This window comes from Blastococcus saxobsidens DD2, assembly GCF_000284015.1.
Taxonomy (GTDB): Bacteria; Actinomycetota; Actinomycetes; order Mycobacteriales; family Geodermatophilaceae; genus Blastococcus; species Blastococcus saxobsidens_A.
The window spans coordinates 2,626,398-2,648,113 of the sequence record NC_016943.1 but is presented as its reverse complement, the minus strand read 5'-3'; the positions used below and the strand labels follow the sequence as shown (position 1 = coordinate 2,648,113).

The following is a 21,716-nucleotide window of genomic DNA, read 5'->3' as shown; positions in this document are numbered from 1 at the left end:
CCGGGACGACAGGAGGTCAGTGGTGCACCGCGATGTCCGTCGCCCGAACGTCGCAGGCCGGACCCGGAGACGGCGCGCGGTCCGCGACGGGCATTCGCGAGTACGGTCGGAACCCCGTCGAAGGGCCCGCCCGATGCCTGTCTTCATGATCGAACGCCGATACGCCGACGACCTCGAACTCACGGCTGACGACGCGGACGGCGTCAACCGGATCAACTCCGACGAAAGCGTGCAGTGGCTCTACTCGTTCCTGTCCGCCGACAAGCGCAAGACGTACTGCCTCTACGAGGCGCCCTCGGCCGAAGCGATCCGCCGCGCCGCAGCCCGCGCCGGACTGCCCGCCGACGTCATCGTCGAGATGACCGGGACGCTCCGCCCGGACGGCTCGCTGACCCCTATGTGAGCGGGCGTCGGCTACTCCAGCAGTCCGTGAGCCGCGGCGAACATCGCGGCCTGGGTCCGGTTCCCGGACCCGGTCTTGGCCAGGATGCTGCGCACGTGGTTGGCGGCGGTGTTCTCGCTGATGACCAGGCGCCCGGCGATCTCCCGGTTCAGCAGCCCCTCGCCGAGCAGTTGCAGCACCTCGGTCTCCCGAGCGGTCAGGCCGGCGGGACCCCGGGGCGACGGGAGCCGCAGCACCGGCCCCTCGAGGAGCCGAAGGACGCGCCGGAGGTCGAGTAATTCAGCCAGCCGGCGAGCCTGTCCGGCCAGGTCGTCCAGCACCTGGGCGTCGGCACCCGCCCGTCGGCCGTGGACCACCTGTGCCACCAGGGTGTGGGCCTGGTGCAGGGGCGAGCCCATCCGGGCGTCCATCTCCAGGGCCGCGGCCAGTTCCTCCTCCGCGGGGTCGCCCAGCAGTGAGTCGAGGGCCCCGAGGTACCGATCGGCGCTGCCGAACACGGCGACGAACTGACCGGCCACCAGGTTGGTGCCGGCGTACTCGGCCATCATCGGGCGCAGCGCCCGGGCGGCCGCCTCATCCTCGAGGAACAGCGCCGCCTCGACGGCGTACGCCAGGACGCACGGCCACTGCGCCGAGTCCTCGAAACCCGCCAGGCGGCCGTCGAGCAGCCAGGCCAGCAGCCGCGCGGCCGGCCCGGCCAGTTCCAGCTCGGTGTAGAGGGCGAGCAGACCCGGCGCCCAGTGCTCCTCGGGTCGCTCGTCGCCGGTGACCAGACCCCGGACGTGCCCGACCACCCCGCGTTCCCGCCGGATCATGTAGCTCTGCACCGCGCACGGCCCTTCGGTGTCGTCGCTGCCGAAGGACGTGCCCAGGTCCAGCAGGGCCCCGCAGGTGCGGTGCGCCGTGGCGAAGTCCCCGGCGGTGAACTGCCGGGCGTAGCTCACGCAGCCGGCCATGTAGTCGAAGAACGCCTGCCCCGTGCCGCGGGCCATCCGGACCAGGTCGTCATGGGCCTGCGCGAGGGCGACCGGCTCACCCTGCAGATAGGCGATGACGCCGCGGTAGTAGGCGGCGGGGCCGAGATGCCCCAGCGCCCCCGTCCGGTCGGCCAGCCGGGACAGCTCCCCGGCTCGGGCGAGCTTGTCCGGCGCGTCCTTCGGGCGCAGGCCGTTCCAGAGACTGGCCTGCAGGGCGTGGGCGAGCAGTTCGTCGTCCCCGTGTTCCCGGGCCAGGTCGACCGCCCGGCGGCCCAGGGCCCCGGCCTCCTCCGTGGCACCGGTGAAGGCCATGGCCCGGCCGAGGCTGGCCAGGCCCCGGACGTAGCGGGGATCGGCCGGGTCCGGGTGGGTCCCCGCCAGGGCGTCGGTGAGCAGCTGCACCGCCCTGTGCCCGGGGAGCCCGGGGCGCCAGGACGCGTCCTCGTAGGCGATGGCGCCGGCCAGCCGTTCGGCAGATCCGCCGGCGCCGATCGCCACCTGCTCGGCGAGCGCCCGAGCGCGGGCGAAGTCGCCGGCGAGCAGGTGACTGCCCGCCGCCGAGAGCACCAGCCGGCTTCGTTCGGCGTCGTCCTCGCTGAGGGCGGCGGCCTGTTCGAACCATCGCGTGGCGTCCTCGTGGGCGAGGCTCCGCGCCGCGGACCGGGCGGCGTCGGTCAGGTACCGCACCGCTCTGCCCGCGTGGCCGAGGGCCTGCGCCTGCGCGTAGTGGAAGGCCAGTTGCTGGGTTCGCCGCTCGGACGCGGGCACCGTCGACTCGACCGCCTGCGCGACCTCCGCGTGCAGCTGCAGGCGGCGGGAGGCCGGCATGAGGTCCAGGACGGCCTGCCGGGACAGGGCGTGCGGGAAGCGCAGCACGTCGTCCGACGGCGGCACGGGCTCGAGCAGACCGAAGGCGACGGCCTCGTCCAGGCCGGCAAGAGTGGTCTCCCGGCCCCACTGCGCCGCGGCGAGCACCGTCGCGACGTCGACGTCCTCGCCCACGACGGCGGCCAGCTCGGCGGTCTGGCGCCCGGGCAGGGTGAGGCGTTCCAGCCGGGCGAGGATCGTGTCGCGGACCGACGCCGGTGCCTGCCGCCCGATGAGGTCCGCCCCGCCCCGCGCCGAGTGGTCGCGCCACAGCTCACGCAGGAAGAAGGGGTTGCCGCCGGTCTGGTCCCGCAGCACCGTGGCGGCGCTGCGCGCTGCGCGTGGGGAGAGGTGTCCCTCCTGGACCAGGTACTCGGCAATGTCCTCGGCGGCCAGGCCGGCCAGGTCCAGGCGGCGCACCCCGTCGAGCCGGTACAGCTGCGCCACGGCGCGGACGAGCTCCGGTGACCGGTCCGGCGCCGTGGTGCGGTGGGTGCCGAGCAGCAGCATCGGGCAGTCCGCGGTCCGCTCCACGAGGTGCGCGAGCAGCTGCAGCGAGGACGGCCCTGCCCAGTGCAGGTCCTCCAGCGCGAGGACGAGCGGCTGCCGAGCGGCGATCGCGCAGAGCGCGTCGACCGCCGCGTCGTACAGCGCCCGGCGGTGCTCGTGCGAGGGCCCGTCGGCGTCCTCCGGCGAGCCCCGCCCCGCGAGGGTGGACAGCCGCTCGTCCTGGGCGGTGTCGCCCCGGGCGCCGATCAGCGCCTCGAGCGGCTGCCCGAAGGGCTGGTAGGGCGGCCCGAACTCGGCGGCGCAGGTCCCGACCAGGACGGCGGCACCGTGCCGGTGCACCGCCGTCGCGACCTCGGCCAGCAGCCGGGACTTGCCGGCCCCCGGCTCACCGCCGACGAAGACGACCTGCCGGCTCCCGGCGAGGACGGCCGACCAGACCTCCTCGAAGGTGGCCAGCTCCGCCCACCGGCCGACGAAGGACGGACGCGCGGGCGACGACCAGCGCGCCGGCAGCGGTGGTGGCGCCCAGCCGGACACGAACCCGACGCTAGCCCCGTCGCGGCCAGGCGTCGATGACCAGATCTGACCATGCCCGGCCGGCGGGAAGTCGCGCACTTCTGGTCATGTGCCGGCCATCCGGCGGTCCCTAGCGTCGGTTGCGTCCCGCCGGAGCAGCGGACCGATCCCGAGGAGCAGCCATGGTCATGTCAGCACTCGACACCCTCGCCGAGCGGGTGAGCGGGCCTCTGGTCCGCCCCGGGGACGAGGACTACGAGGACGCCCGGCACGTCTACAACGCCATGATCGACGCGCACCCGGCGGCGGTGGTCCGGTGCACGAACACGGCCGATGTGGTGGCCACCGTCCGGTACGCCGCCGACACCGGCAGTCCGCTGGCCGTGCGCGGCGGCGGGCACAGCGTGCCGGGTTTCGGCACGGCGGACGACGCGATCGTGGCCGACCTGTCGGCCATGCAGGCGGTGGACGTCGACGACGACGTCCGTACGGCCACGGCCGGGGGAGGGACCACGTGGGGGCGCTTCAACGACGTCACCGCCGCCCACGGCCTGGCCACGACCGGCGGCATCATCTCCACCACCGGCGTCGGGGGCCTGACCCTCGGCGGTGGCATCGGGTACCTCTGCCGCGGCTACGGGCTCTCCTGCGACAACCTGCTGTCGGCCGAGGTGGTGACCGCCGACGGGTCGGTCGTGACCGCGAGCGATTCCGAGCATCCGGACCTGTTCTGGGCGCTGCGGGGCGGTGGCGGCAACTTCGGTGCGGTCACCCGGTTCACCTACCGGCTGCACCCGGTGACCACCGTCTACGGCGGCCCGATGTTCTTCGAGCTGTCCGACGGCGCGGCGATCCTCACGCACTTCCGGGAGTTCATCCGGACGGCGCCGCGCGAGTACGGGGGCTTCCCGGCCTTCCAGATCGCACCCCCGCTGCCGTTCGTGCCGGAGAACCGGGCCGGGGAGCCGTTCGTGGCCCTGGTGTCCTGCTGGACGGGCAGCCCCGCCGAGGGCGAGCGCATCCTCGACGGCTTCCGGCAGGTGGCCCGCCCGGTCGCCGAGCACATCGGCGAGATGCCGTACGCGGCGCTCAACAGCGCGTTCGACGGCCTGGTACCGCCGGGGCTGCAGCACTACTGGAAGGCCGCCTTCGTGCGCGAGCTGACCGACGAGGCGATCACCGCGCACATGGCGCACGGGCCGAAGGTGCCCACCGTCAACTCCACGGTGCACCTCTACCCGATCAACGGCGCCGTCCACGACGTCGCGGGCGACGCCACGGCGTTCGGGCACCGCGACGCGTCGTTCGCGCCGGTGATCGCCGGGATGTGGCCGGACCCGGCCGACAACGAGCGGAACACCGCGTGGGTCCGCGACTACTACGCAGCGATCGCCCCGCACTCGGAGGCGGGCGGCTACGTCAACTTCGCGTCGGCCGACGACCAGTCGCGGGCCGGCGCCAACTACGGCAGCAACCACGCCCGGCTGCGGGAGGTGAAGCGACGCTACGACCCCGGCAACCTGTTCCACCTGAACCAGAACATCGAGCCCTGATCCGATCAGCGCAGCCGCGCCGCCAGAACCGAGGAGACATCATGCGCGTCATCGACCGCACCGACCTGCCCATGGCGATCGAGGAAGGAGGTGTCGAGTTCCGGACCGACCGGGCCGGCGAGAACAACATCGCCTGGGTTCGCCTGCCTGCGGGAGCGGACCTCCGGCCGGGCCTGGCCGGCCTGCCGGGTGACCTCTGCCCCTGTCCGCACTGGGGCTACATGATCTCCGGCCGACTGGTCATGCACACCAAGGACGGCGACTCGACCTACGAGGCGGGGCAGGCCTTCTACTGGGCCCCCGGGCACGCTCCGGAGGCGCTCGAGGACTGCGAGTACCTCGACGTCTCGCCGACCGCCGAGCTCGAGGAGGTCGTCCGCCACCTGCAGGGCGGCTCCGCATAGGCGTCGCCGTCCCCCCATGGGAGGTAGCGGCCGCACCGCACCAGGGTGCGGCCGCTGCCCCCACCCAGGTGGGGCTCACCTCCGTGTCCGGACGGCGACACGGCGCATGCGCACACGGCTGTGCCCCGGCCGGTCCGAGCACGGCTGACCGTCCCGATGCAAGTCGGGCAGTCAGCTCGACTGCAGCAGGGTGTGCTCGCTCAGGAAGCCGGTCACGATGCGCACCACGTCCTCGGGGCGCTCGACGTGCACGCCGTGGCTCGATCCCGGTCCGGTCAGCAGCTCGAAGCGCGCCCCCGGGACTGCGTCCGCGACCTTCTTCGCCTGCCAGGGCGGCGTCAGCAGATCCTGCTCGCCCACGATCACCAGGGTGGGGGCGGTGATCCCGCCGAGCCGGTCGAGGGTGTCGTGCGCCAGATCGGCGTCCCACTGCTCGACGGTGACCTGCATCTGGTCCTCGGTCTGCGGGAACGCCGGCAGCATCGGCTCCAGCATCTGCTCGAAGTCCGGGTGGTCGAGCAGCTGCGGTGAGAAGGCGATGCCGGCCGCGGCCAGCGCCGCCTCCATGTCCCTCGTGGCGTAGGGGTGCCGCAGCGCGGCGAGGACGGACCGCTGGAAACCGTCGCACCGGCCCCAGCTGGCGTACATGACCGCGGTGGCGACCTGCTCCGGGTGGGCCAGGGCCAGCTCCTGCAGGATCGCGGAGCCGAGCGACCAGCCCATGACGTGCGCGCGAGGGACGTCGAGCGCCTCGAGCAGTGCCGACGCGTCCTCGGCCAGGGAGGCCACGGAGATCGGCCCGTTTCCGCGCTCGCTGCCACCCAACCCCCGGTTGTCGTAGGCGATCACCCGGTACCGCTCGGCCAGCCGGGGGACGATCTCGCCCCAGAGCGGGATCGATCCCGACGTCCCCATGATGAGCAGCAGCGGATCGCCCTCGCCGCTCACCTCGTAGTTCAGCGTGACTCCGGTCCGGACGGCCGTCTGCGGCATGGGGACTCCTCACCTCGTCGGGGCCCGGCGGGCACGGCGCCCGCCGGGAGTTCTTGGGCAGGCCGGACTGGGTCACCGGTAGAGGAGCGAACCGTCCTCGAGGTCGGCCTTCGGCAGGATCTCCATCTCGGCCCCGTGCTCGAGCATGTGCGTCCACGGCTCGCGGTCGCCCTGCTTGAACAGCACGTGCTGGGAGCGCATGACGTAGCCGGCGTTGAAGTCCTCCGGGTCCGACCACGGGCGCAGCTGCATGCCGGCGTCCTCGTCGCGCAGCGTCGGGACGACCATGGTCGCGTCCTTGAGCTGCATGGTCTCCATCAACCGGATCACGAGGTCGCTGACCAGGTCCACGCGCAGCGTCCAGCTGTGCCGGAAGTAGCCGAAGACGTAGGCCATGTTGGGGACCCCGCTGATCATCAGGCCGCGCCACGTGACGCGTTCGGTGAAGTCCACCGCCGCGCCGTCCACGGTGAAGGCGACGTCCCCGAGGACCGACAGGTTGAAGCCCGTGGCGGTGACGACGACGTCGGCCTCGAGCTCCTCCCCGGAGCTGACCCGGATCCCCTTCTCGGTGAAGGTCTCGATGGTGTCGGTGACGATCGAGGCCTTGCCTTCCCGGAGCGCCGCGAAGAGGTCGCCTTCCGGGACGATCGCGATGCGCTGCTGCCACGGGCGGTAGCGGGGGGTGAAGTGCTTGTCGACGTCGAAGTCCTCGGGGAGCAGCGGCTTCATGGACTCCATGAGGAACGCGTGCAGCTCGTCCGGCGCCTCGTGCGCCAGCCGGGCCAGCTCGTTGAACTGGGCGGTGTAGGCGCGGCGGAGGATCTCGTGGGTCCACTCCTCGGGGATCTCCAGCTGGCGCAGCGTCACCGCGAGCTCGTGCGTGAGCGGCGGGGCGAGGAAGTAGGACGGCGAGCGCTGCAGCATGGTCACGTGCGCCGCCTGCTGGGCGATGGCCGGGATCAGCGTCGCAGCGGTGGAGCCCGAACCGATGACGACGACGCGCTTCCCGGTGAGGTCCAGGTCGTCGGGCCACTGCTGCGGGTGCAGGACCTGCCCCTCGAAGCGGTCCATGCCCTCCCAGCGTGGCTGGTAGGGCTGGGCGTGGTTGTAGTAGCCCTGGCACATCCAGAGGAAGTCGGTGGTGAACCGGAGGTCCTCGCCGGTGTCCACCCGGGTGACCTGCACCGTCCACCGCCGGTCCTCGCTCGACCAGCTGGCTGCGGTCACCCGGTGCTGGTAGCGGATGCGCGACGCCAGGTCGTCCTCGGCGATGACCTCGTCCAGGTAGTTGAGGATCTCCTCGCCGGCCGCGATGGAGGGACCGCGCCAGGGCTTGAAGCGGTAGCCGTAGGTGAACAGGTCGCTGTCGGACCGCACGCCTGGGTACCTGTGGGTCCACCACGTGCCGCCGCGGTCGTCCTGCGCGTCGAGGAGCAGGAACGACTTCTCCGGAAAGCGCTCCTGCAGGTGGTGTGCGGCGCCGATACCGGAGACGCCGGCCCCGACGATGAGGACGTCGACGTGCTGCGGGTGGGACGGGTCGTCGCGTCGCTCCGGGGCGGTGCGCTGCTCGGTCACGGTCATGGGCCGACCTCCACAGTGATGCTGTGATGTGAGCCACAGACGGTACCGGTGTGTCGACTGCTGCGGGAAGTCCCTGGCACGGCTGTCCGCACGCGGGCTCGGGATGTGGTCGGGTCCGGGATGGAGTTGTCAGAGCGCACGGTCGCTGAGACAGTGCGGTCTCCTGTCCCACTCTGGATGAGGGAGCTCCTGTGACCATGGTCTCCGTGAACGGCACCGAGCTCTACGTCCAGGACGTCGGTCCGCGCGACGCGCCCGCCCTCGTCTTCTGCCATTCACTGTTCTTCAACGCCGACATGTTCGCCGCCCAGGTCGGGCGCTTCTCCGGTGAGTACCGAGTGGTCACCTACGACAACCGGGGCCAGGGGCGGAGCGCCGCGGCACCGGTCGACCAGCTGGACATGGACACGTTGGCCGACGACGCCGCCGCTCTGATCGAGACCCTCGGCCTCGCGCCCTGCCACTTCATCGGCAACTCGATGGGCGGCTTCGTCGCCCTGCGCCTGGCTGCGCGACGTCCCGAGCTGCTCCGGTCGGCGGTCGCACTGGGGTCCTCCGGCGACGAGGAGGGCAAGAAGGCCGAGTTCGGTCCGCTCGTCGAGCACATGCAGGGACATGGGGCGCGCGACGTCATCGACACGTTGATGTACATCATGTTCGGCGACACCAGCCTGGCGGAGCGTCCGGACCTGACCGGGCCGTGGCGCGAGTACATGGTGGATCTCGGTCCGTCCATCGGCGACGCCGCCCACGGAGTCGTCTACCGCACCGCCGTGCGGGAGGAACTCGCCGGGACGTCGGTGCCGGTGCTCGCCATCGCCGGCGCGGAAGACCACGCCTACGAGGTGCCGCTGTCGGAAGGGATCGCCGCCACCGCGCCGAACGGACGCTGCGTCGTGGTCCAGGGGGTCGGCCACTCCGTCGCCCTCGAGGCGGCCGACGAGGTCAACCGGATCCTCGCCGAGCACGTCGCGAGCGTGGATTCGGGAGTGCCCAGCCGCACCTGAGGTGCCCGTTCAGGCCGGCCTGGGCCGTCCAGCCGGCCGTCACCTCTTCCCGGGCCGGTCGGAGGGTGTGTCCTCGACCGACGGTCCGGGGCGTCCAGGACGCTGAGCGCCGGGATCTGGTTTCGCGGTTCCCGGCGGTCGTGTGCGGGTCTCGTACCCTCCTCCGGCATGCGACCCTCTGCATCGGTCGACTCGATCCGTGGCTGGGTGATGGTCGCCGCGGCGTTCGCCGCGATGTTCGTCTCGTTCGGGATCGCCTACTCCTTCGGCGCGTTCCTCGAGCCGATGGCGGAGGAGTTCGGATCCGGTCGTGGCACGACGTCGGTCTTCTTCGCCCTGACCTCGCTCACGTACTTCGGCCTCGGCGCCCTCAGCGGCGTTGCGGTGGACCGCTACGGCCCTCGGCGGGTGCTGCTGGTCGGTGGCCTCGCCCTCGGCGCCGGACTGGCCGCGACATCGCAAGCCGGTGAGCTGTGGATCGGACTGGTCACCTATGGCCTGGGGGTCGGCATCGGAGTGGCCTGCGCGTATGTCCCGATGGTGGCTGTGGTCAGCGGATGGTTCGAGCGACGTCGCACGCTCGCGATCGGGGTGGCGGTGACCGGGATAGGCCTGGGCACACTCACCGTCGCGCCGCTGGCCGCCGCGCTGATCGGCGAGTTCGGGTGGCGGAACACCCACCTCGTGCTGGGCCTGGCCGGCGCGGTGGTCCTCGTGGCCTGCTCCCTGGTCGTCAGCCGCCCGCCGGTGCAGGCCGGCCCGGCGGCGCTGACGCTGCGCGAGGCCGTGCGCAACCGCGACTACCGCCGGCTGTATCTGGCGTCGGGCCTCATGGCCGTCGCGCTGTTCGTCCCGTTCGTGTACCTGCCCGGATACGCCGAGGAGGCCGGGGTCGACCCGGTCGCGGCGGCGGCGTTGGTCGGCGTGATCGGCGCGGCGAGCACCGCCGGTCGACTGCTGCTCGGGCTGGTGGCGGCGAGGACCGGTACGTTGCGCACCTTCCAGGGCTGCTTCCTGACCATGGGCCTGAGCTTCGTGCTGTGGGGCCTCGGTGGCGGTTACGGCGTGCTGGTCGCCTTCGCCGTCGTGCTGGGTGTCGGCTACGGGGGGTTCGTCGCGATCGGTCCCGCAGTCGTCGCCGAGCGCTTCGGCACCACACGCCTGGGTGGACTGCTGGGGGTGCTCTACACGAGCGCGGGGATCGGGTCGGCGTTGGGCGCTCCGCTCGCAGGTGCGGCTGTCGATGCCTTCGGTTCCTACGTCCCGGCCATCGCCGGATGCCTGGCCCTCGGGCTGGCCGCCTACCTGACCGTGCTCAGCGTCGGTCGCTCATGAGGCCGCGGCGCGCCGTGCTGGGCCCTGGGCGGCGGACGTGCGGCATGCATGACTGATCAGCGAGGGTGCTCAGCTGTGTCCGAGGGGCGACCCGGTCATGCGCATCCGGCTTCGGCCCTGAGGTCGGCCACCGGAGAGGGTTCCCGGCGTCCATTCCGGGATGCCATTGACTTCATCAGGTCGGGGGAGTGCACTCGCGGTTCCTCACGGAACAGCAGGATCATTCTCGGTCGGCGGCGTAGGACGCCCGTGCAAGCCGTGCAGTCCGACGCTGCATGACCGACCATGCGAAGGATGGCCGTGCCCGAGGACCGAAGCGCTGCGCTCCTTCTCCGGGTCTGGCTCGAGGACGGCACTGATCAGTTCCGGGCTCGCGTGACCGCGGTCGGACTCGACGAGTCAGAGGAAGACCGCTTCGTCGCTCTCGCATCGTCACCCCGTGAGGTCGTGGATGCGGTCGGTGATTGGCTGGACGGTTTCGTCCGTCGCGGGACAGCAACGGATTGACACGTGGGGCGAGCGCTCGGAGCATCTCCACTCCGAGGCCTTCGCCTCATCGCCCCACAGCCAGCAGGTGCCCCGGGGGGTGTTCCTCGCCGTGACTGTCGTCCTGACCCCGCGGATCTCGTTGCTCGATGGCTTCTCCGTCCACCTCGGTGAGGGAGCCGGCGGGGGACCGGTGGACAACCTCCCGCGCGGGGTCCAGCGCCTGGTGGCACACGTGTGCCTGGCCGGCCGACCTCCGCGGGCCTCCATCGCCGGGCACCTGTGGCCCGACGTTCCGGAGGAACATGCCCACGGCAGTCTCCGCTCGGCCCTGTGGCGCCTGCACCGGGTGGCTCCGGGCCTGCTGCACGCGTCCGGCAGCGTTCTCACCCTGGCCGCCGGCGTCCGGGTGGACGTGCAGGACCTGGGGGACTGGGCCCGGCGGGTCGGGGACCCCACCTGCTGCCTGGCCGACGTCGACGTCCCCGGTCTGGGGCTGCGCGGCGAGTTGCTGCCCGGTTGGTACGACGACTGGGTCCTGCTCGAGCGTGAACGTCTGCGGCAGCTGCGCATGCACGCGCTGGAGGAGGTCGCCGCCCGGCTTGCCGCGGCGGGGCGGTACGGCGATGCGCTGCAGGCCGCCTACGCAGCCGTCCACGCCGAGCCGTTGCGGGAGAGCGCCCACCGCACTGTCGTCCGTGTGCACCTGGCGGAAGGCAATGCCGCTGAGGCGCTGCGGGCCTACGAGCAGTTCCGGGTCGTCCTCGCCGATGAGCTGGGAGTGCAGCCGAGCCAGCACATGACCCGGCTCGTCGCGGGGCTTCACCCGGCGCCGCGACCTGCGGGCGGCTCCTGGCCGCGCGCCCGTGGCCTATCGGTGACGGCCGCGTCCTAGCGTCAGGGAGACGACCGTCGTCGTCCGCGTCCGCGACGACGCCCCGTTCTCGTGGACGACGCGCACGTCGAGTACTGGCTGGCTCCTCCGGCACTCGCCTCCTGCGTCCCCTCCTGGCTCAGCCATGGCCGGCCCTTCGACGCGCCGATGACGGCGGGGTGACGACGCCGTGACGGCATCCGCAGACGCTGGAACCGTCGCGGAACCAGGGAGGCCCGTCATGACGACGACGCTCGACCCGACCGGCCGCGACGGCGGGGTGGCTGCATCCGAGGACGTCCTCGACCCCGGCGCCCCGGTTCCCCGAGGTGGGGCGTCCGACTCGTCCGGCCCCGAGCTGCCCGCCGAGGACCGCACGGCCATTCCCGAGGGGACCACCGCCCGGACCGCGACCGCGGTGAGCGGCCGCTACCAGGGCTCGGTCACCGGGTGGCAGGTCGAGCTGCGCGTCGACGTGGACGGTGGCCGGCCGACGCACCGGCTGAGCGGCGACCTCTTCGCCACGACGGGTGCGACGACGAGCTACTTCGGCTCCTTCGTCGTGGACACGCCCGAGACCACCGTCACCTCCGCTGAGGTCTCCGTCCGGGGGTGGGGTCGGTTCACCTGGGATGCGACCCCCCATCAGGTCTCGGTCGTCCTGCCTCGTGTCCCGGTCGGGTCCGCCCAGGCGCCGGCGGAGCTGCGGTTCTCCACCGTGGCGCACACCACCGGGGATGCCATGGCCGGCGATGGCGCCACCGACGGCCCGGCCACGTCCTTCCCCTGCACGTACGTGTCGCCCTGGTTCCGCACCGTCGTATGGGAGCAGGACTCGGTCGCGGGAGCCGTGCCGCTCGTCTCCTACGACACCGACCTGCTGCCGTGTCCGCCCGATGTCCCGGCCCGGGGACTCACCGTGTCGCAGGCGTACGCCGACGCCGGGATCCAGCTGCTGTCCTCCGGTGCGGTCAACGTGCTGCCGGTCTCGGACGCCGGGGTCGAGGCGTCCCCCCGGTGGAGCGACAGCGAGTTGCACAACGCGATGGTCAAGCATTCGAGCCTGTTCGCGAACGCACCTCGCTGGCAGGTGTGGCTGCTGGTCGCCACCGCCCACGACCAGGGCTACCGGGGAATCATGTTCGACCATGCGGACGCGTTCCAGCGGCAGGGCTGCGCGGTTTTCTACGACGCCGTCAAGGGGGACGACCCGGCCAGCCGGCGCGCCGCGCTGCGCACCTACGTGCACGAGCTCGGACACGCGTTCAACCTCCTGCACTCCTGGCAGAAGATCGTCCCCAGTCCCCACGGGGGACTGGCCGATCTGTCCTGGATGAACTACCCCTGGCGGTACCAGCCGCCGCCGCCGGCCCCGGGCGGTGAGCAGGCGTACTGGGGTGCCTTTCCCTTTTCCTTCACGGCGAACGAAGTGGTGCACCTGCGACACGGCTTCTACCGGGACGTCGTGATGGGAGCGCACCCGTTCGGCACGGGCGCCGCGGAGACCGAGATGGACCCCGAAGTCTTCGCCGACCCGGTGGTCGACCGGTCCGGTCTCGCGCTGGAGCTGCGGGCCAAGCGCACGTTCGCCTACGGCGAGCCGGTCGTGGTGGAGATCAAGCTCAGCGCGACCGACCTGCGGGGCACGGCCACGCACGGCTACCTGCACCCCAACGACGAGTTCGTGTCCGTCGCCGTCCGCCAGCCCTCGGGCCGAACGGTGCTCTTCCGGCCGCTGCTCCGCCACTGCGTCGACGGCGACCGCCGGGTCCGTCTGGACCCGGACCGACCGGCCGTCTACGACAGCGCCTACATCGGGTTCGGGGGCGATGGTCACCTGTTCGAGCAACCCGGCCGGTACGCGCTCCGCGCCGTCTACCTCGGCGACGACGGGTCCCGTGTCCTCTCCGCCCCGTTGGAGCTGCGCGTCCGCCGGCCGCTGACGGCCGAGGACGAGGAGATCGGCGATCTCCTGCTGGGGGAGGAGCAAGGACAGGTGCTGGCCCTGCTGGGGTCGAGCAGCGACCTGCTGCGGCACGGCAACACCGCGATCGACACCGTGCTCGCGGAGCACGCCGCGCACCCGCTGGCCGTCTACGCCCGGCTGGTGAAGGGCGTCGACGCCCAGCGGGACTTCAAGGACCTCGGCGCGGACGGGATCCTCCGGGTGCGATCTGCTGATCCGCAGGAGAGCATCCGGTTGCTGTCCGAGGTCGAGCAGGCGTCCGTCGGTGAGGGTGGGGTCGACAACATCACCCTGAACACCGCGATGCGGACCCTCGCCCTGGCCGAGGCCAAGGCCGGCAACCCCGACCGAGCCCGGGAGGTCACCGAGCGCATGGTGGGCGTCTTCGAGCAGAAGCACCTCAACTCGGCGGTGCTCCAGACCATCCGGCGGCAGGCCGACGCGACGGCGGTCGCCATCACGGCACTGACCGGCGACGACGGGGGGACGCGGCGGGCGGGGGGCCCGGGTGGACGGGACGGGAAGCCGGCACGCCGCTCGAGGGCGAAGAACTCCGCGAGCCCGTAGGTCCCGCTGGAGGTCCACGATGGCCGGGTGACCGCCCCAGCCGCCACCGGCGGCGCCGGCGTGGCGCTCGCCCTGCACGCCGGCGCGGGGCCACACCGCGTCGGGACCTGTGCGTCCCGAGCACCTCCGGTGGCTGGGACCGGCCAGTCGTTCGAGCCGACCGCCAGTTTCGGCCTGCGGATGCATGCCGTTGTCCACCTTCACCACGTTCCGTCCGGACCGGCCCGGCTCCTATCGCTACACGCTCCTCCTGGACACCACCGGCGGCGCGGAGGAATGGACGGGCCGCTTCGGCCAGGAGCAGTACCGGGACGTCGTGCTGTCGATGCTCTCCGAGGTCCCGGAGGTCGTCCGCCGCGGACGGACTGGGTCGCGTCCCCCGAGGCGGGACAACCGTCGCCGCACCGGGATCCGGTGATGCAGCGGTGACGGTGCTGTGACGGTGTCGCTGACACCGTGGTCGGGGACGCGCGATCGAGGCCGCGTCGAGCGTCGACCATCGGACTGGATCGGGGCTTCCGCATGTCTGACGTGGGGACGAGCACGTCGGCACCGGTGCTCGAGGAGGTCGAACTCGTCGACGAGCCGGTGCGGCGGCTCCCCGGGGAGTCGCCACCCACGACCCGTCGGGGCACCGCCCTGTGCCTGTCGGGCGGCGGATATCGGGCGATGGTCTTCCACGTCGGCGTCCTCTGGCGGCTCAACCAGGCGGGTCTGCTGGCCCGGCTGGACCGGGTCTCCAGTGTCTCCGGCGGCTCGCTCGCCGCCGGCGTGCTCGGGTTGCACTGGTCGCAGCTGAGATTCGACGCGGCCGGGATCGCCCCGGAGGCGGACGTCATCGAGCACGTCGTCGAGCCGGTCCGCCACATGGCGCGCCAGCACGTCGACGTCTCGGCGGTCCTGACCGGCGCGGTGCTGCCGTTCACGTCGATCTCCGACCGCGTCATCAGGGCGTACCAGAAACACCTGTTCGGCGAGGCCACCCTGCAGGACCTGCCCGACGAGCCACGGTTCGTCATCAACGCGACGAACCTCCAGTCCGGCGTGCTCATGCGCTTCAGCAAGCCGTACCTGGGCGACCACCGCGTCGGGCGGGTGGTCGCACCCGACCTGCCACTGGCCGTGGCCGTCGCCGCATCGTCGGCCTTCCCGCCGGTGCTGTCGCCGTGCACGGTCGATCTCGGGCACGAGGAGTGGGTGACCGACGACGGCAACGACCTGGCCCACCCGTCCTTCCGGGGCGAGGTCCGGCTGTCCGACGGCGGGGTCTACGACAACCTCGGTCTGGAGACGGCCTGGAAGCGCTGCGCGCGGGTGCTCATCAGCGACGCCGGCGGGCGCATGGCGGCGGACGACGACCCGCCGGACAACTGGGCCGGGCACATGCACCGGGTGCTCGACGTCATCGACAACCAGGTGCGGTCGCTGCGCAAGCGTCAGGCGATCGCGGCCTTCGCGGCCGGGCGTCGGACGGGCATGTACGTCGGCATCCGCAGCCAGGTGGGCGACTATCCGGTGGCGGAGGCGCTCCAGGCAGCGCCCTCGGTGACCGCCCGGCTGGCCGCCATCCCGACCAGGCTGGACCGGTTGGACGACGACGCGCAGGAACGGCTGATCAACTGGGGTTACGTCATCTGCGACACGGGGCTGCGGTCCTTCGTCGACCGCCACCTGGAGCCCGGCTCCCTGCCGTACCCGGAGCACCCCCTGACCGAGGAGCAGCGGGGATGACGATCGCCACCCGCAACACGCCGTACGTGCGGGCTCCCGACCGCCGCCGGCTGCGCGCCTTCGCGTTCGACCCGATGACCAGCCGGCTGTCGGGGCGGTACCTCACCCTGGACGTACCGTTCGAGCACGACCTGCAACCGGGCCCCTGCGGTGAGCTGGTGCAGGTCGTCGACTTCGACGCCACCCGCGACACCTGGTACCAGCCGCTGGTCCTGGACGACCTCGCCGTGCTGGCGCAGGACGGGCTGCTCCCGATGGAGAGCGATCCGCGGACCCACCAGCAGATCGTCTACGCCGTGGCGATGAGCGTGATCGAGCGGTTCGAGCGGTTCGTCGGCCGGCGCTTCCGGTGGCGGGGCGAGCAGAAGCTGCGGCTGGTGCCGCACGCCTTCGAGGGCCGCAACGCGTTCTTCGACCCGGGCCGCCGGGCGGTGCTCTTCGGCTACTACAAGGCCGACCGGCGCGACCCCGGACCCAACCTGCCGGGCCAGGTCATCTTCACCTGCCTGTCGTCGGACATCGTGGCGCACGAGGTGACGCACGCGATCGTGCACCGCATCCGGCCGTACTTCATGGAGCCGACCAACCCCGACGTGCTGGCCTGGCACGAGGCGTTCGCCGACCTCGTGGCGCTCTTCCAGCACTTCGTGCACCGTGACGTCGTCGTCCGCGCGGTCACCGCGACGTCGGGGGACATCGGCAAGAGCGAAGCCATCGTGGACCTGGCCCGCGAGTTCGGTCAGTCGACCGGCCAGGGTGCCGCGCTGCGGTCGGCCATCGGCACCCCGCGGACGCCGGACCGCTTCCAGACGGCGACCGAGCCGCACGAGCGTGGCGCCTGCTTCGTCGCCGCCGTGTTCGACGCCTACCTCGACCTCCACCAGGCCGCGATCGCCGACCTGCTGCGCATCGCCACCGGTGGCACCGGCGTCCTGCCGGCCGGCCGGCTGCACCCGGATCTGGTGGACCGTGTCGCCGCCGAGGCGGTGAGGATGGCCGACCGCCTCCTCGGGATGGTCGTGCGCGCCTTCGACTACCTGCCGGTCGTCGACGTGACGTTCGGCGACGTGGTGCGGGCCGTCGTCACCGCCGACCGCGCGCTGTTCCCCGACGACACCGACAACCTGCGCGGCACGCTCGTGGAGGCCTTGCGACGCCGCGGCATCTACCCGCCCCGCGTGACCTCGCTGGCGGACTCGGCCCTGTCCTGGCCGTCCCCGGACGGCCTCCACCTGCACGGCCCCGGGACCTCCATCGACCTGCAGGGCTGGATCCTCTCGGCGACGATGGACCTCGATCCCGGGGGCGCGGCAGGCCCCACGCGGTCGGTTCCCCCCGGTGTCGACCCCGACGACCCGGCACCGTCGGTCACCTCGGCCGCGCCGGACGAGGACGAGTCGATGTACGGCCAGGTCGTGGCATGGGCGCGGGAGCACGCCGCCGACATCGGTTTCGACCGCCGGTACCGGATCGCCTTGCGCGGGGTCCACGTCGCCTACCGACGGGCGGCCGACCGGCAGCCCCGGCCGGAGATCATCCTCGTCCTCACCCAGCGCCGCAGGGACCTGGAGGACCAGTCGCTCGACGAGAACCGGCGGCCCGTCTTCCGGGCGGGCACCACCCTGATCGCCGGCGTCGACGGGCGGGTGGAGTTCATGGTCGCCAAGCCGCTGCCGTTGACCCCGGAGACGTTGGCGGGCTTGCCGCCGGAACACGCAGGGCGCAGGCATCACGAGGCCGGGGAGGAACGCCTCCGCGCCCTGTGCGACTGGATCGAGCAGGTCGAGCAGTCGGATGCGCTCAGCGCGTGGACCGACGAGCCGGCGCTCAACCGACTGGACTTCGCCGCGCTGCACGGCGACGAGGCGGGGAGAACGCCGTCATGACGACCACGGTCGCGGTGCGCATGTACAACGTCGGATTCGGCGATGCCTTCCTGGTCACGGTCGACACCGACGGCCGCCCCTGGCGGATGCTCGTCGACTGCGGGGTGCACAGCCAGGGGCAGGTCCGGAGCATCGCGAAGTCGGTCGAGGCGATCATCGGCGACCTGTCCGCGGCCGGCCCCGACGGCGTCCCGCGGCTGGACGTCGTCGTGGCCACGCACCACCACGCCGACCACATCTCCGGCTTCACCCAGGAGGCGTGGGAACAGGTGCACGTCGGCGAGGTCTGGTTGCCGTTCGTCGAGGACCCGCAGGACGAGGACGCGATCGCCCTGCGGCGCAAGCAGTCCGACACCGCCCGCCGGCTGACCGCGCTGATCGACCGCCGCACGCTCGGCGTCGATCCGGGGAGATGGCCGGCCGCCCTCGCGGAGGCCCGATCGTTCGCGCTCAACTCGCTCCGCAACGCCGACGCGGCCGACCGGCTCCTCGGGCGCAACGGCCGACGCTTCGCACAGCCGCACAGCGTGCGCTTCCTGCCCCGGCCGGACCAGCGGCGCAACCGGATCTCCGTGGCAGACGGCGCCGCGGTCGCCCATGTGCTCGGTCCCTCCCGAGACCCCGACGACCTCAAGCGGATGGACCCGCCGAAGAACGCCGGCTGGTTACGACTCGACGACGACGGTGCCGACGACGTCGAGTTGAAGGGCACGCCGCTGTTCGAGCCGCGCTTCGCCGTGCCCGAGGATGGACGGGTGCCGGAGCACCTGGCCGAGGCGAAGCGTTCGCTGCGGCTCGCGAAGATCACCAGCGACGAGGACTTGCTCGGCGCGGCGTCCATCCTGGAGCGGTCGGTCAACAACACGAGCCTGTTCTTCGTGCTCGACGTCCACGGGACGCGGCTGGTCTTCCCGGGCGACGCGCAGGAGGGCGCCTGGCAGCACGTGCTCCGTGATCCGGAGAAGGCGGCTCTCCTCCAGGACGCCGTCCTGTACAAGGTCGGACACCACGGCTCGCACAACGCCACGCCGAAGGCCTTCGTCAACGACGTCTGGCGCGACGGGCACGTCGCCATGCTCCCGTGGGGGCTGGTGAAGCGCTGGCAGGACAGCATCCCGAAGAGGCAGCTCCTCGATGCCCTGGCCGAGCACAACCACACGGTGGTCCGGGCCGACGCCCCGGTCGCGTGTCCGGGGCAGGTCACCGTGCACGGGGACCTGTGGAGCGAGGTGGTCTTCCCCGTTCCCGCCTAGCTGGTGGACGCGCGGCGACAGCCCGGACGTCGCCGCCCCGCCACCGGACCAGCGTCGAGAGGACATGTCGACAGGACGCGGTGGATCGGGGAGTGGTCTGCGCAGGCCCGACCAGCGGCGACGCCACCTGTGACGGCGCGGTGACGCCGCCTGCGGAGGCTGGCGCCGCACCGATGCCCCGATCGGTCGAGGAGGAGCTGACCATGGACGATCGCGAGATGCCGGCTGCGGCCATGAACGCCGGCCGGGACGAGTCGGAGTCGGAGATGCCCCGCAGCACCATGGGGGCGGAGCCTGCCGAGGGGGCGGCCGCGCAGGAGACGGCACCGGCCATGGGGGAGATGCCGATGAGCGGGACCGCCGGCGCCTCGGGAGCCCGGCAGTTCCTGGTCGAGCTGCGGCTGCCGTCCGGGAACGGCGAGCAGGCCACCGCGGACTCGCTCGGGGCGACCGTCGAGTCGCTCGACCTCCCCGGGATGCACGCGGAGCCCGGGTTCCCGCCGGTTCCGCTGACGTCGGCCCCCGGCGGCCTCGCCGGGGACGCCGGAGCGGATCTCGCGGATGCGAACACCGTCGTCGTCCTCGCCACGGTCGACGACGACCGCGTGGCCGAGCTCGAGCAGCACCCCGCCGTCGTGAAGGTGTACGTCAACGGGCCGGTCGCCGCGTTCAGCGTCACGGCCGAGCGGACCGGCACGGCGCCCCCCGCGGAGGCACCGGAGGAGATCCACGGCACCGCGCCTTTCCTGAAGGTGACCGAGGCCATGGCGGCCTGCCCCATCGGCACCTGCGACTACTCTCCGCGCACCGCGAAGGGCACGATCGCCGACGTCGCCACGTACCTGGGTGTGAACGGGATCTGGGGCAAGGGCATCGACGGCAGCGGCATCGTCGTGGGCGTGGTGGACGGCGGCATCCGCGCCGCGGGCCGGCCCATCAAGCAGGGTGAGTCGGGAGCCCAGCTCGCCCGCGTGATCGGCGGGTGGCCGGTGGCCAGCTGGGGCACGACGGCCGCGGCCTGGGGTGACCACGGCATGATGTGCGGCACCGACGTCCTGGGCATGGCGCCGAAGGCGCAGCTGTACGACCTGCGCATCTCCGACGGCGGCGCGCTGTCCGACGCGCTCCAGGCGTTCCAGTGGGCCATCGACCGGCACCGCGCCGACGGCACCCCGCACGTGCTGACCAACAGCTGGGGCATGTTCCAGGAGACCTGGGCACCGGACTACGTGAAGAACCCCACCCACCCGTTCACGCGCAAGGTGCTCGAGGCGATCGACGAGGGGATCCTCGTGCTGTTCGCGGCCGGCAACTGTGGCGGGTCCTGCCCGGACGGCCGCTGCGGTGGCGACACCGGACCGGGCCGCAGCATCTGGGGCGCCAACGGGCACGAACGCGTCATCACGGTGGGGGCGGTCAACCGCAACGAGCAGTTCGTCGGCTACAGCAGCCAGGGACCGGCGGCCCTGCACCCCGACAAGCCCGACTTCTGCTCGGTGACCCACTTCAAGGGATGGTTCGACAGCGACAGCGGCACCTCGGCGGCCACGCCCATCGCGGCCGGCGTGGTGGCGCTGATGAAGCAGGGAGTTCCCGGGCTCACGCAGAGCCAAGCCCTGTCGGCGATCAAGTCCACCGCCAAGGACATCGGGCCGGCCGGCTTCGACCGGCACTCCGGCGCCGGCATCCTGCGGGCCAAGGCCGCCTACGACGAGGTCGCCCGGCCGGCGGCCTGGTCGGGCTGGGAGAGCCTGGGCGGGTTCTGCACCGACGGCGTGGGGGTGTCGTCCTGGGCACCGAACCGGCTGGACTGCTTCGTCGTCGGCAACGACCGGCAGCTGTTCCACAAGTGGTGGGACGGCAGCGTCTGGACGCGGCTGGGAGGGCCTGGGCGGGCACCTGTACAGCAACCCGCGCCGTCTCCGTGGGGGCCCGACCGCATCGACGTCTTCGCCAGTCGGCGGCGACCACGCCATGTGGCACCGGTGGTGGGACGGCAGCGTCTGGCGCGGCTGGGAGAGCCTGGGCGGGTTCTGCACCGACGGCGTGGGGGTGTCGTCCTGGGCACCGAACCGGCTGGACTGCTTCGTCGTCGGCAACGACCGGCAGCTGTTCCACAAGTGGTGGGACGGCAGCGCCTGGCGCGGCTGGGAGGGCCTGGGCGGGCACCTGTACAGCAACCCCGCCGCCGTCTCCTGGGGGCCCGACCGCATCGACGTCTTCGCCATCGGCGGCGACCACGCCATGTGGCACAAGTGGTACGTCTGACGGCCGCTGGGCGGCCCGGTCGGGCCGCCCGGCAGCGCCGGGCGGCCCTCCGGCACGGCTAGGCTCGGCGCGTCGTCCCCCCAGGAGGCACAGTGTCCGCGCCGGGCTCCCCATTGACCGTGATGGTGGAGCTCAGCGCGCCGCCGGTCACCGCGCCGCTGGCCGCGCTGGACCTGGGGGCGTCCCTGCCGGGCTTCACCCGCGATCCGGACTTCGACCCGGTGCCGATGTCCTCCGGGGGCGCAGCCGGTGGCCCGACGGTGGTCATCCGGGGCACGGTCGACACGCAGGACGCCATCGCGTCCATCGAGCAGCGGCCGGGGGTGGTGCAGGTCTGGGCCGAGGGCCGGGTCGATCCCTTCCGTACCTCCACACGGCCACCCCCTCAACCGAGCGCCGGGTGACGGTGCGAGTCGGCTCCTGGCGGGGCTCGGACCGAGATGGCCGCGCCGAGGTGCGGCAGTGCGGCGGCGGTGACGCGGCGGTGACGCGGCCGGTGTTTCCTGTCAGGAACCGGGCCGCCGGACAGCGCC

The 21,716-nt window shown here is 72.3% G+C and carries 16 protein-coding genes; 13 read left to right on the top strand and 3 right to left on the bottom strand.

The window, feature by feature from the left end; translation table 11 throughout:
- Window positions 1–145: 145 nt before the first annotated feature.
- Window positions 146–403, top strand: coding sequence for a nickel-binding protein (locus tag BLASA_RS12515; RefSeq protein ID WP_197536216.1), 258 nt, complete (start codon window positions 146–148; stop codon window positions 401–403).
- Between the two features lie 11 nt (window positions 404–414).
- Here BLASA_RS12515 and BLASA_RS12510 read toward each other — a convergent pair whose 3' ends face one another.
- Entirely contained in the window at window positions 415–3,294 is a 2,880-nt protein-coding gene (locus BLASA_RS12510; protein ID WP_014376522.1) for a helix-turn-helix transcriptional regulator, read from the bottom strand.
- 161 nt (window positions 3,295–3,455) lie between these two features.
- On the opposite strand from BLASA_RS12510, the gene BLASA_RS12505 reads away from it, so the two are divergent.
- Both BLASA_RS12505 and BLASA_RS12500 read left to right on the top strand, forming a co-directional pair.
- Complete coding sequence (locus tag BLASA_RS12505) at window positions 3,456–4,826, top strand: FAD-binding oxidoreductase (protein WP_014376521.1); 1,371 nt, start codon at window positions 3,456–3,458, stop codon at window positions 4,824–4,826.
- A 41-nt stretch (window positions 4,827–4,867) separates the two neighbouring features.
- Window positions 4,868–5,230, top strand: coding sequence for a hypothetical protein (locus BLASA_RS12500; RefSeq protein ID WP_014376520.1), 363 nt, complete (start codon window positions 4,868–4,870; stop codon window positions 5,228–5,230).
- Window positions 5,231–5,401: 171 nt separating this feature from the next.
- On the opposite strand, the gene BLASA_RS12495 is transcribed toward BLASA_RS12500, so the two are convergent.
- Window positions 5,402–6,223: an alpha/beta fold hydrolase gene (locus BLASA_RS12495; RefSeq protein ID WP_014376519.1), complete on the bottom strand. Its 822-nt coding sequence runs from the start codon at window positions 6,221–6,223 to the stop codon at window positions 5,402–5,404.
- A gap of 72 nt (window positions 6,224–6,295) precedes the next feature.
- Window positions 6,296–7,810: a flavin-containing monooxygenase gene (locus BLASA_RS12490; RefSeq protein WP_014376518.1), complete on the bottom strand. Its 1,515-nt coding sequence runs from the start codon at window positions 7,808–7,810 to the stop codon at window positions 6,296–6,298.
- A gap of 197 nt (window positions 7,811–8,007) precedes the next feature.
- Between BLASA_RS12490 and BLASA_RS12485 the strand changes: the two genes are divergently transcribed.
- The 10 genes from BLASA_RS12485 (at window position 8,008) to BLASA_RS25065 (ending at window position 21,587) form a co-directional block, all read left to right on the top strand.
- A complete protein-coding gene (locus tag BLASA_RS12485; protein WP_041776460.1) occupies window positions 8,008–8,817 on the top strand; it encodes an alpha/beta fold hydrolase in 810 nt (269 codons plus the stop codon).
- 168 nt (window positions 8,818–8,985) lie between these two features.
- Entirely contained in the window at window positions 8,986–10,152 is a 1,167-nt protein-coding gene (locus BLASA_RS12480; protein WP_041775741.1) for an MFS transporter, read from the top strand.
- A gap of 598 nt (window positions 10,153–10,750) precedes the next feature.
- Window positions 10,751–11,533 carry an AfsR/SARP family transcriptional regulator gene (locus BLASA_RS12470; RefSeq protein WP_231839458.1) on the top strand — a complete coding sequence of 261 codons (783 nt, stop codon included), beginning with the start codon at window positions 10,751–10,753 and terminating at the stop codon, window positions 11,531–11,533.
- A gap of 220 nt (window positions 11,534–11,753) precedes the next feature.
- On the top strand, window positions 11,754–14,045 hold the full coding sequence (locus BLASA_RS12465) for a hypothetical protein (protein ID WP_014376513.1): 2,292 nt from the start codon (window positions 11,754–11,756) through the stop codon (window positions 14,043–14,045).
- Window positions 14,046–14,229: 184 nt separating this feature from the next.
- Window positions 14,230–14,463 carry a hypothetical protein gene (locus BLASA_RS12460; protein WP_014376512.1) on the top strand — a complete coding sequence of 78 codons (234 nt, stop codon included), beginning with the start codon at window positions 14,230–14,232 and terminating at the stop codon, window positions 14,461–14,463.
- Between the two features lie 104 nt (window positions 14,464–14,567).
- Window positions 14,568–15,776: a patatin-like phospholipase family protein gene (locus tag BLASA_RS12455; RefSeq protein WP_051004977.1), complete on the top strand. Its 1,209-nt coding sequence runs from the start codon at window positions 14,568–14,570 to the stop codon at window positions 15,774–15,776.
- Window positions 15,773–17,662: a hypothetical protein gene (locus BLASA_RS23490; protein WP_014376510.1), complete on the top strand. Its 1,890-nt coding sequence runs from the start codon at window positions 15,773–15,775 to the stop codon at window positions 17,660–17,662. Before BLASA_RS12455 ends, BLASA_RS23490 begins: the two co-directional genes overlap by 4 nt.
- On the top strand, window positions 17,659–18,915 hold the full coding sequence (locus tag BLASA_RS12445) for a hypothetical protein (protein ID WP_014376509.1): 1,257 nt from the start codon (window positions 17,659–17,661) through the stop codon (window positions 18,913–18,915). Before BLASA_RS23490 ends, BLASA_RS12445 begins: the two co-directional genes overlap by 4 nt.
- A gap of 203 nt (window positions 18,916–19,118) precedes the next feature.
- A complete protein-coding gene (locus tag BLASA_RS24575) occupies window positions 19,119–21,245 on the top strand; it encodes a S8 family serine peptidase (protein ID WP_014376508.1) in 2,127 nt (708 codons plus the stop codon).
- A gap of 30 nt (window positions 21,246–21,275) precedes the next feature.
- Window positions 21,276–21,587: a hypothetical protein gene (locus BLASA_RS25065; RefSeq protein WP_166486541.1), complete on the top strand. Its 312-nt coding sequence runs from the start codon at window positions 21,276–21,278 to the stop codon at window positions 21,585–21,587.
- Window positions 21,588–21,716 lie beyond the last annotated feature (129 nt).

What these genes read in the sequence shown, in the direction of transcription:
- BLASA_RS12515 (WP_197536216.1), top strand. Translation starts at nt 146, where the DNA reads ATGATCGAACGCCGATACGCCGACGACCTCGAACTCACGGCTGACGAC.
- BLASA_RS12505 (WP_014376521.1), top strand. Translation starts at nt 3,456, where the DNA reads ATGGTCATGTCAGCACTCGACACCCTCGCCGAGCGGGTGAGCGGGCCT.
- BLASA_RS12500 (WP_014376520.1), top strand. Translation starts at nt 4,868, where the DNA reads ATGCGCGTCATCGACCGCACCGACCTGCCCATGGCGATCGAGGAAGGA.
- BLASA_RS12495 (WP_014376519.1), bottom strand. Translation starts at nt 6,223, where the DNA reads ATGCCGCAGACGGCCGTCCGGACCGGAGTCACGCTGAACTACGAGGTG.
- BLASA_RS12490 (WP_014376518.1), bottom strand. Translation starts at nt 7,810, where the DNA reads ATGACCGTGACCGAGCAGCGCACCGCCCCGGAGCGACGCGACGACCCG.
- BLASA_RS12485 (WP_041776460.1), top strand. Translation starts at nt 8,008, where the DNA reads ATGGTCTCCGTGAACGGCACCGAGCTCTACGTCCAGGACGTCGGTCCG.
- BLASA_RS12480 (WP_041775741.1), top strand. Translation starts at nt 8,986, where the DNA reads ATGCGACCCTCTGCATCGGTCGACTCGATCCGTGGCTGGGTGATGGTC.
- BLASA_RS12465 (WP_014376513.1), top strand. Translation starts at nt 11,754, where the DNA reads ATGACGACGACGCTCGACCCGACCGGCCGCGACGGCGGGGTGGCTGCA.
- BLASA_RS12460 (WP_014376512.1), top strand. Translation starts at nt 14,230, where the DNA reads ATGCCGTTGTCCACCTTCACCACGTTCCGTCCGGACCGGCCCGGCTCC.
- BLASA_RS12455 (WP_051004977.1), top strand. Translation starts at nt 14,568, where the DNA reads ATGTCTGACGTGGGGACGAGCACGTCGGCACCGGTGCTCGAGGAGGTC.
- BLASA_RS23490 (WP_014376510.1), top strand. Translation starts at nt 15,773, where the DNA reads ATGACGATCGCCACCCGCAACACGCCGTACGTGCGGGCTCCCGACCGC.
- BLASA_RS12445 (WP_014376509.1), top strand. Translation starts at nt 17,659, where the DNA reads ATGACGACCACGGTCGCGGTGCGCATGTACAACGTCGGATTCGGCGAT.
- BLASA_RS24575 (WP_014376508.1), top strand. Translation starts at nt 19,119, where the DNA reads ATGGACGATCGCGAGATGCCGGCTGCGGCCATGAACGCCGGCCGGGAC.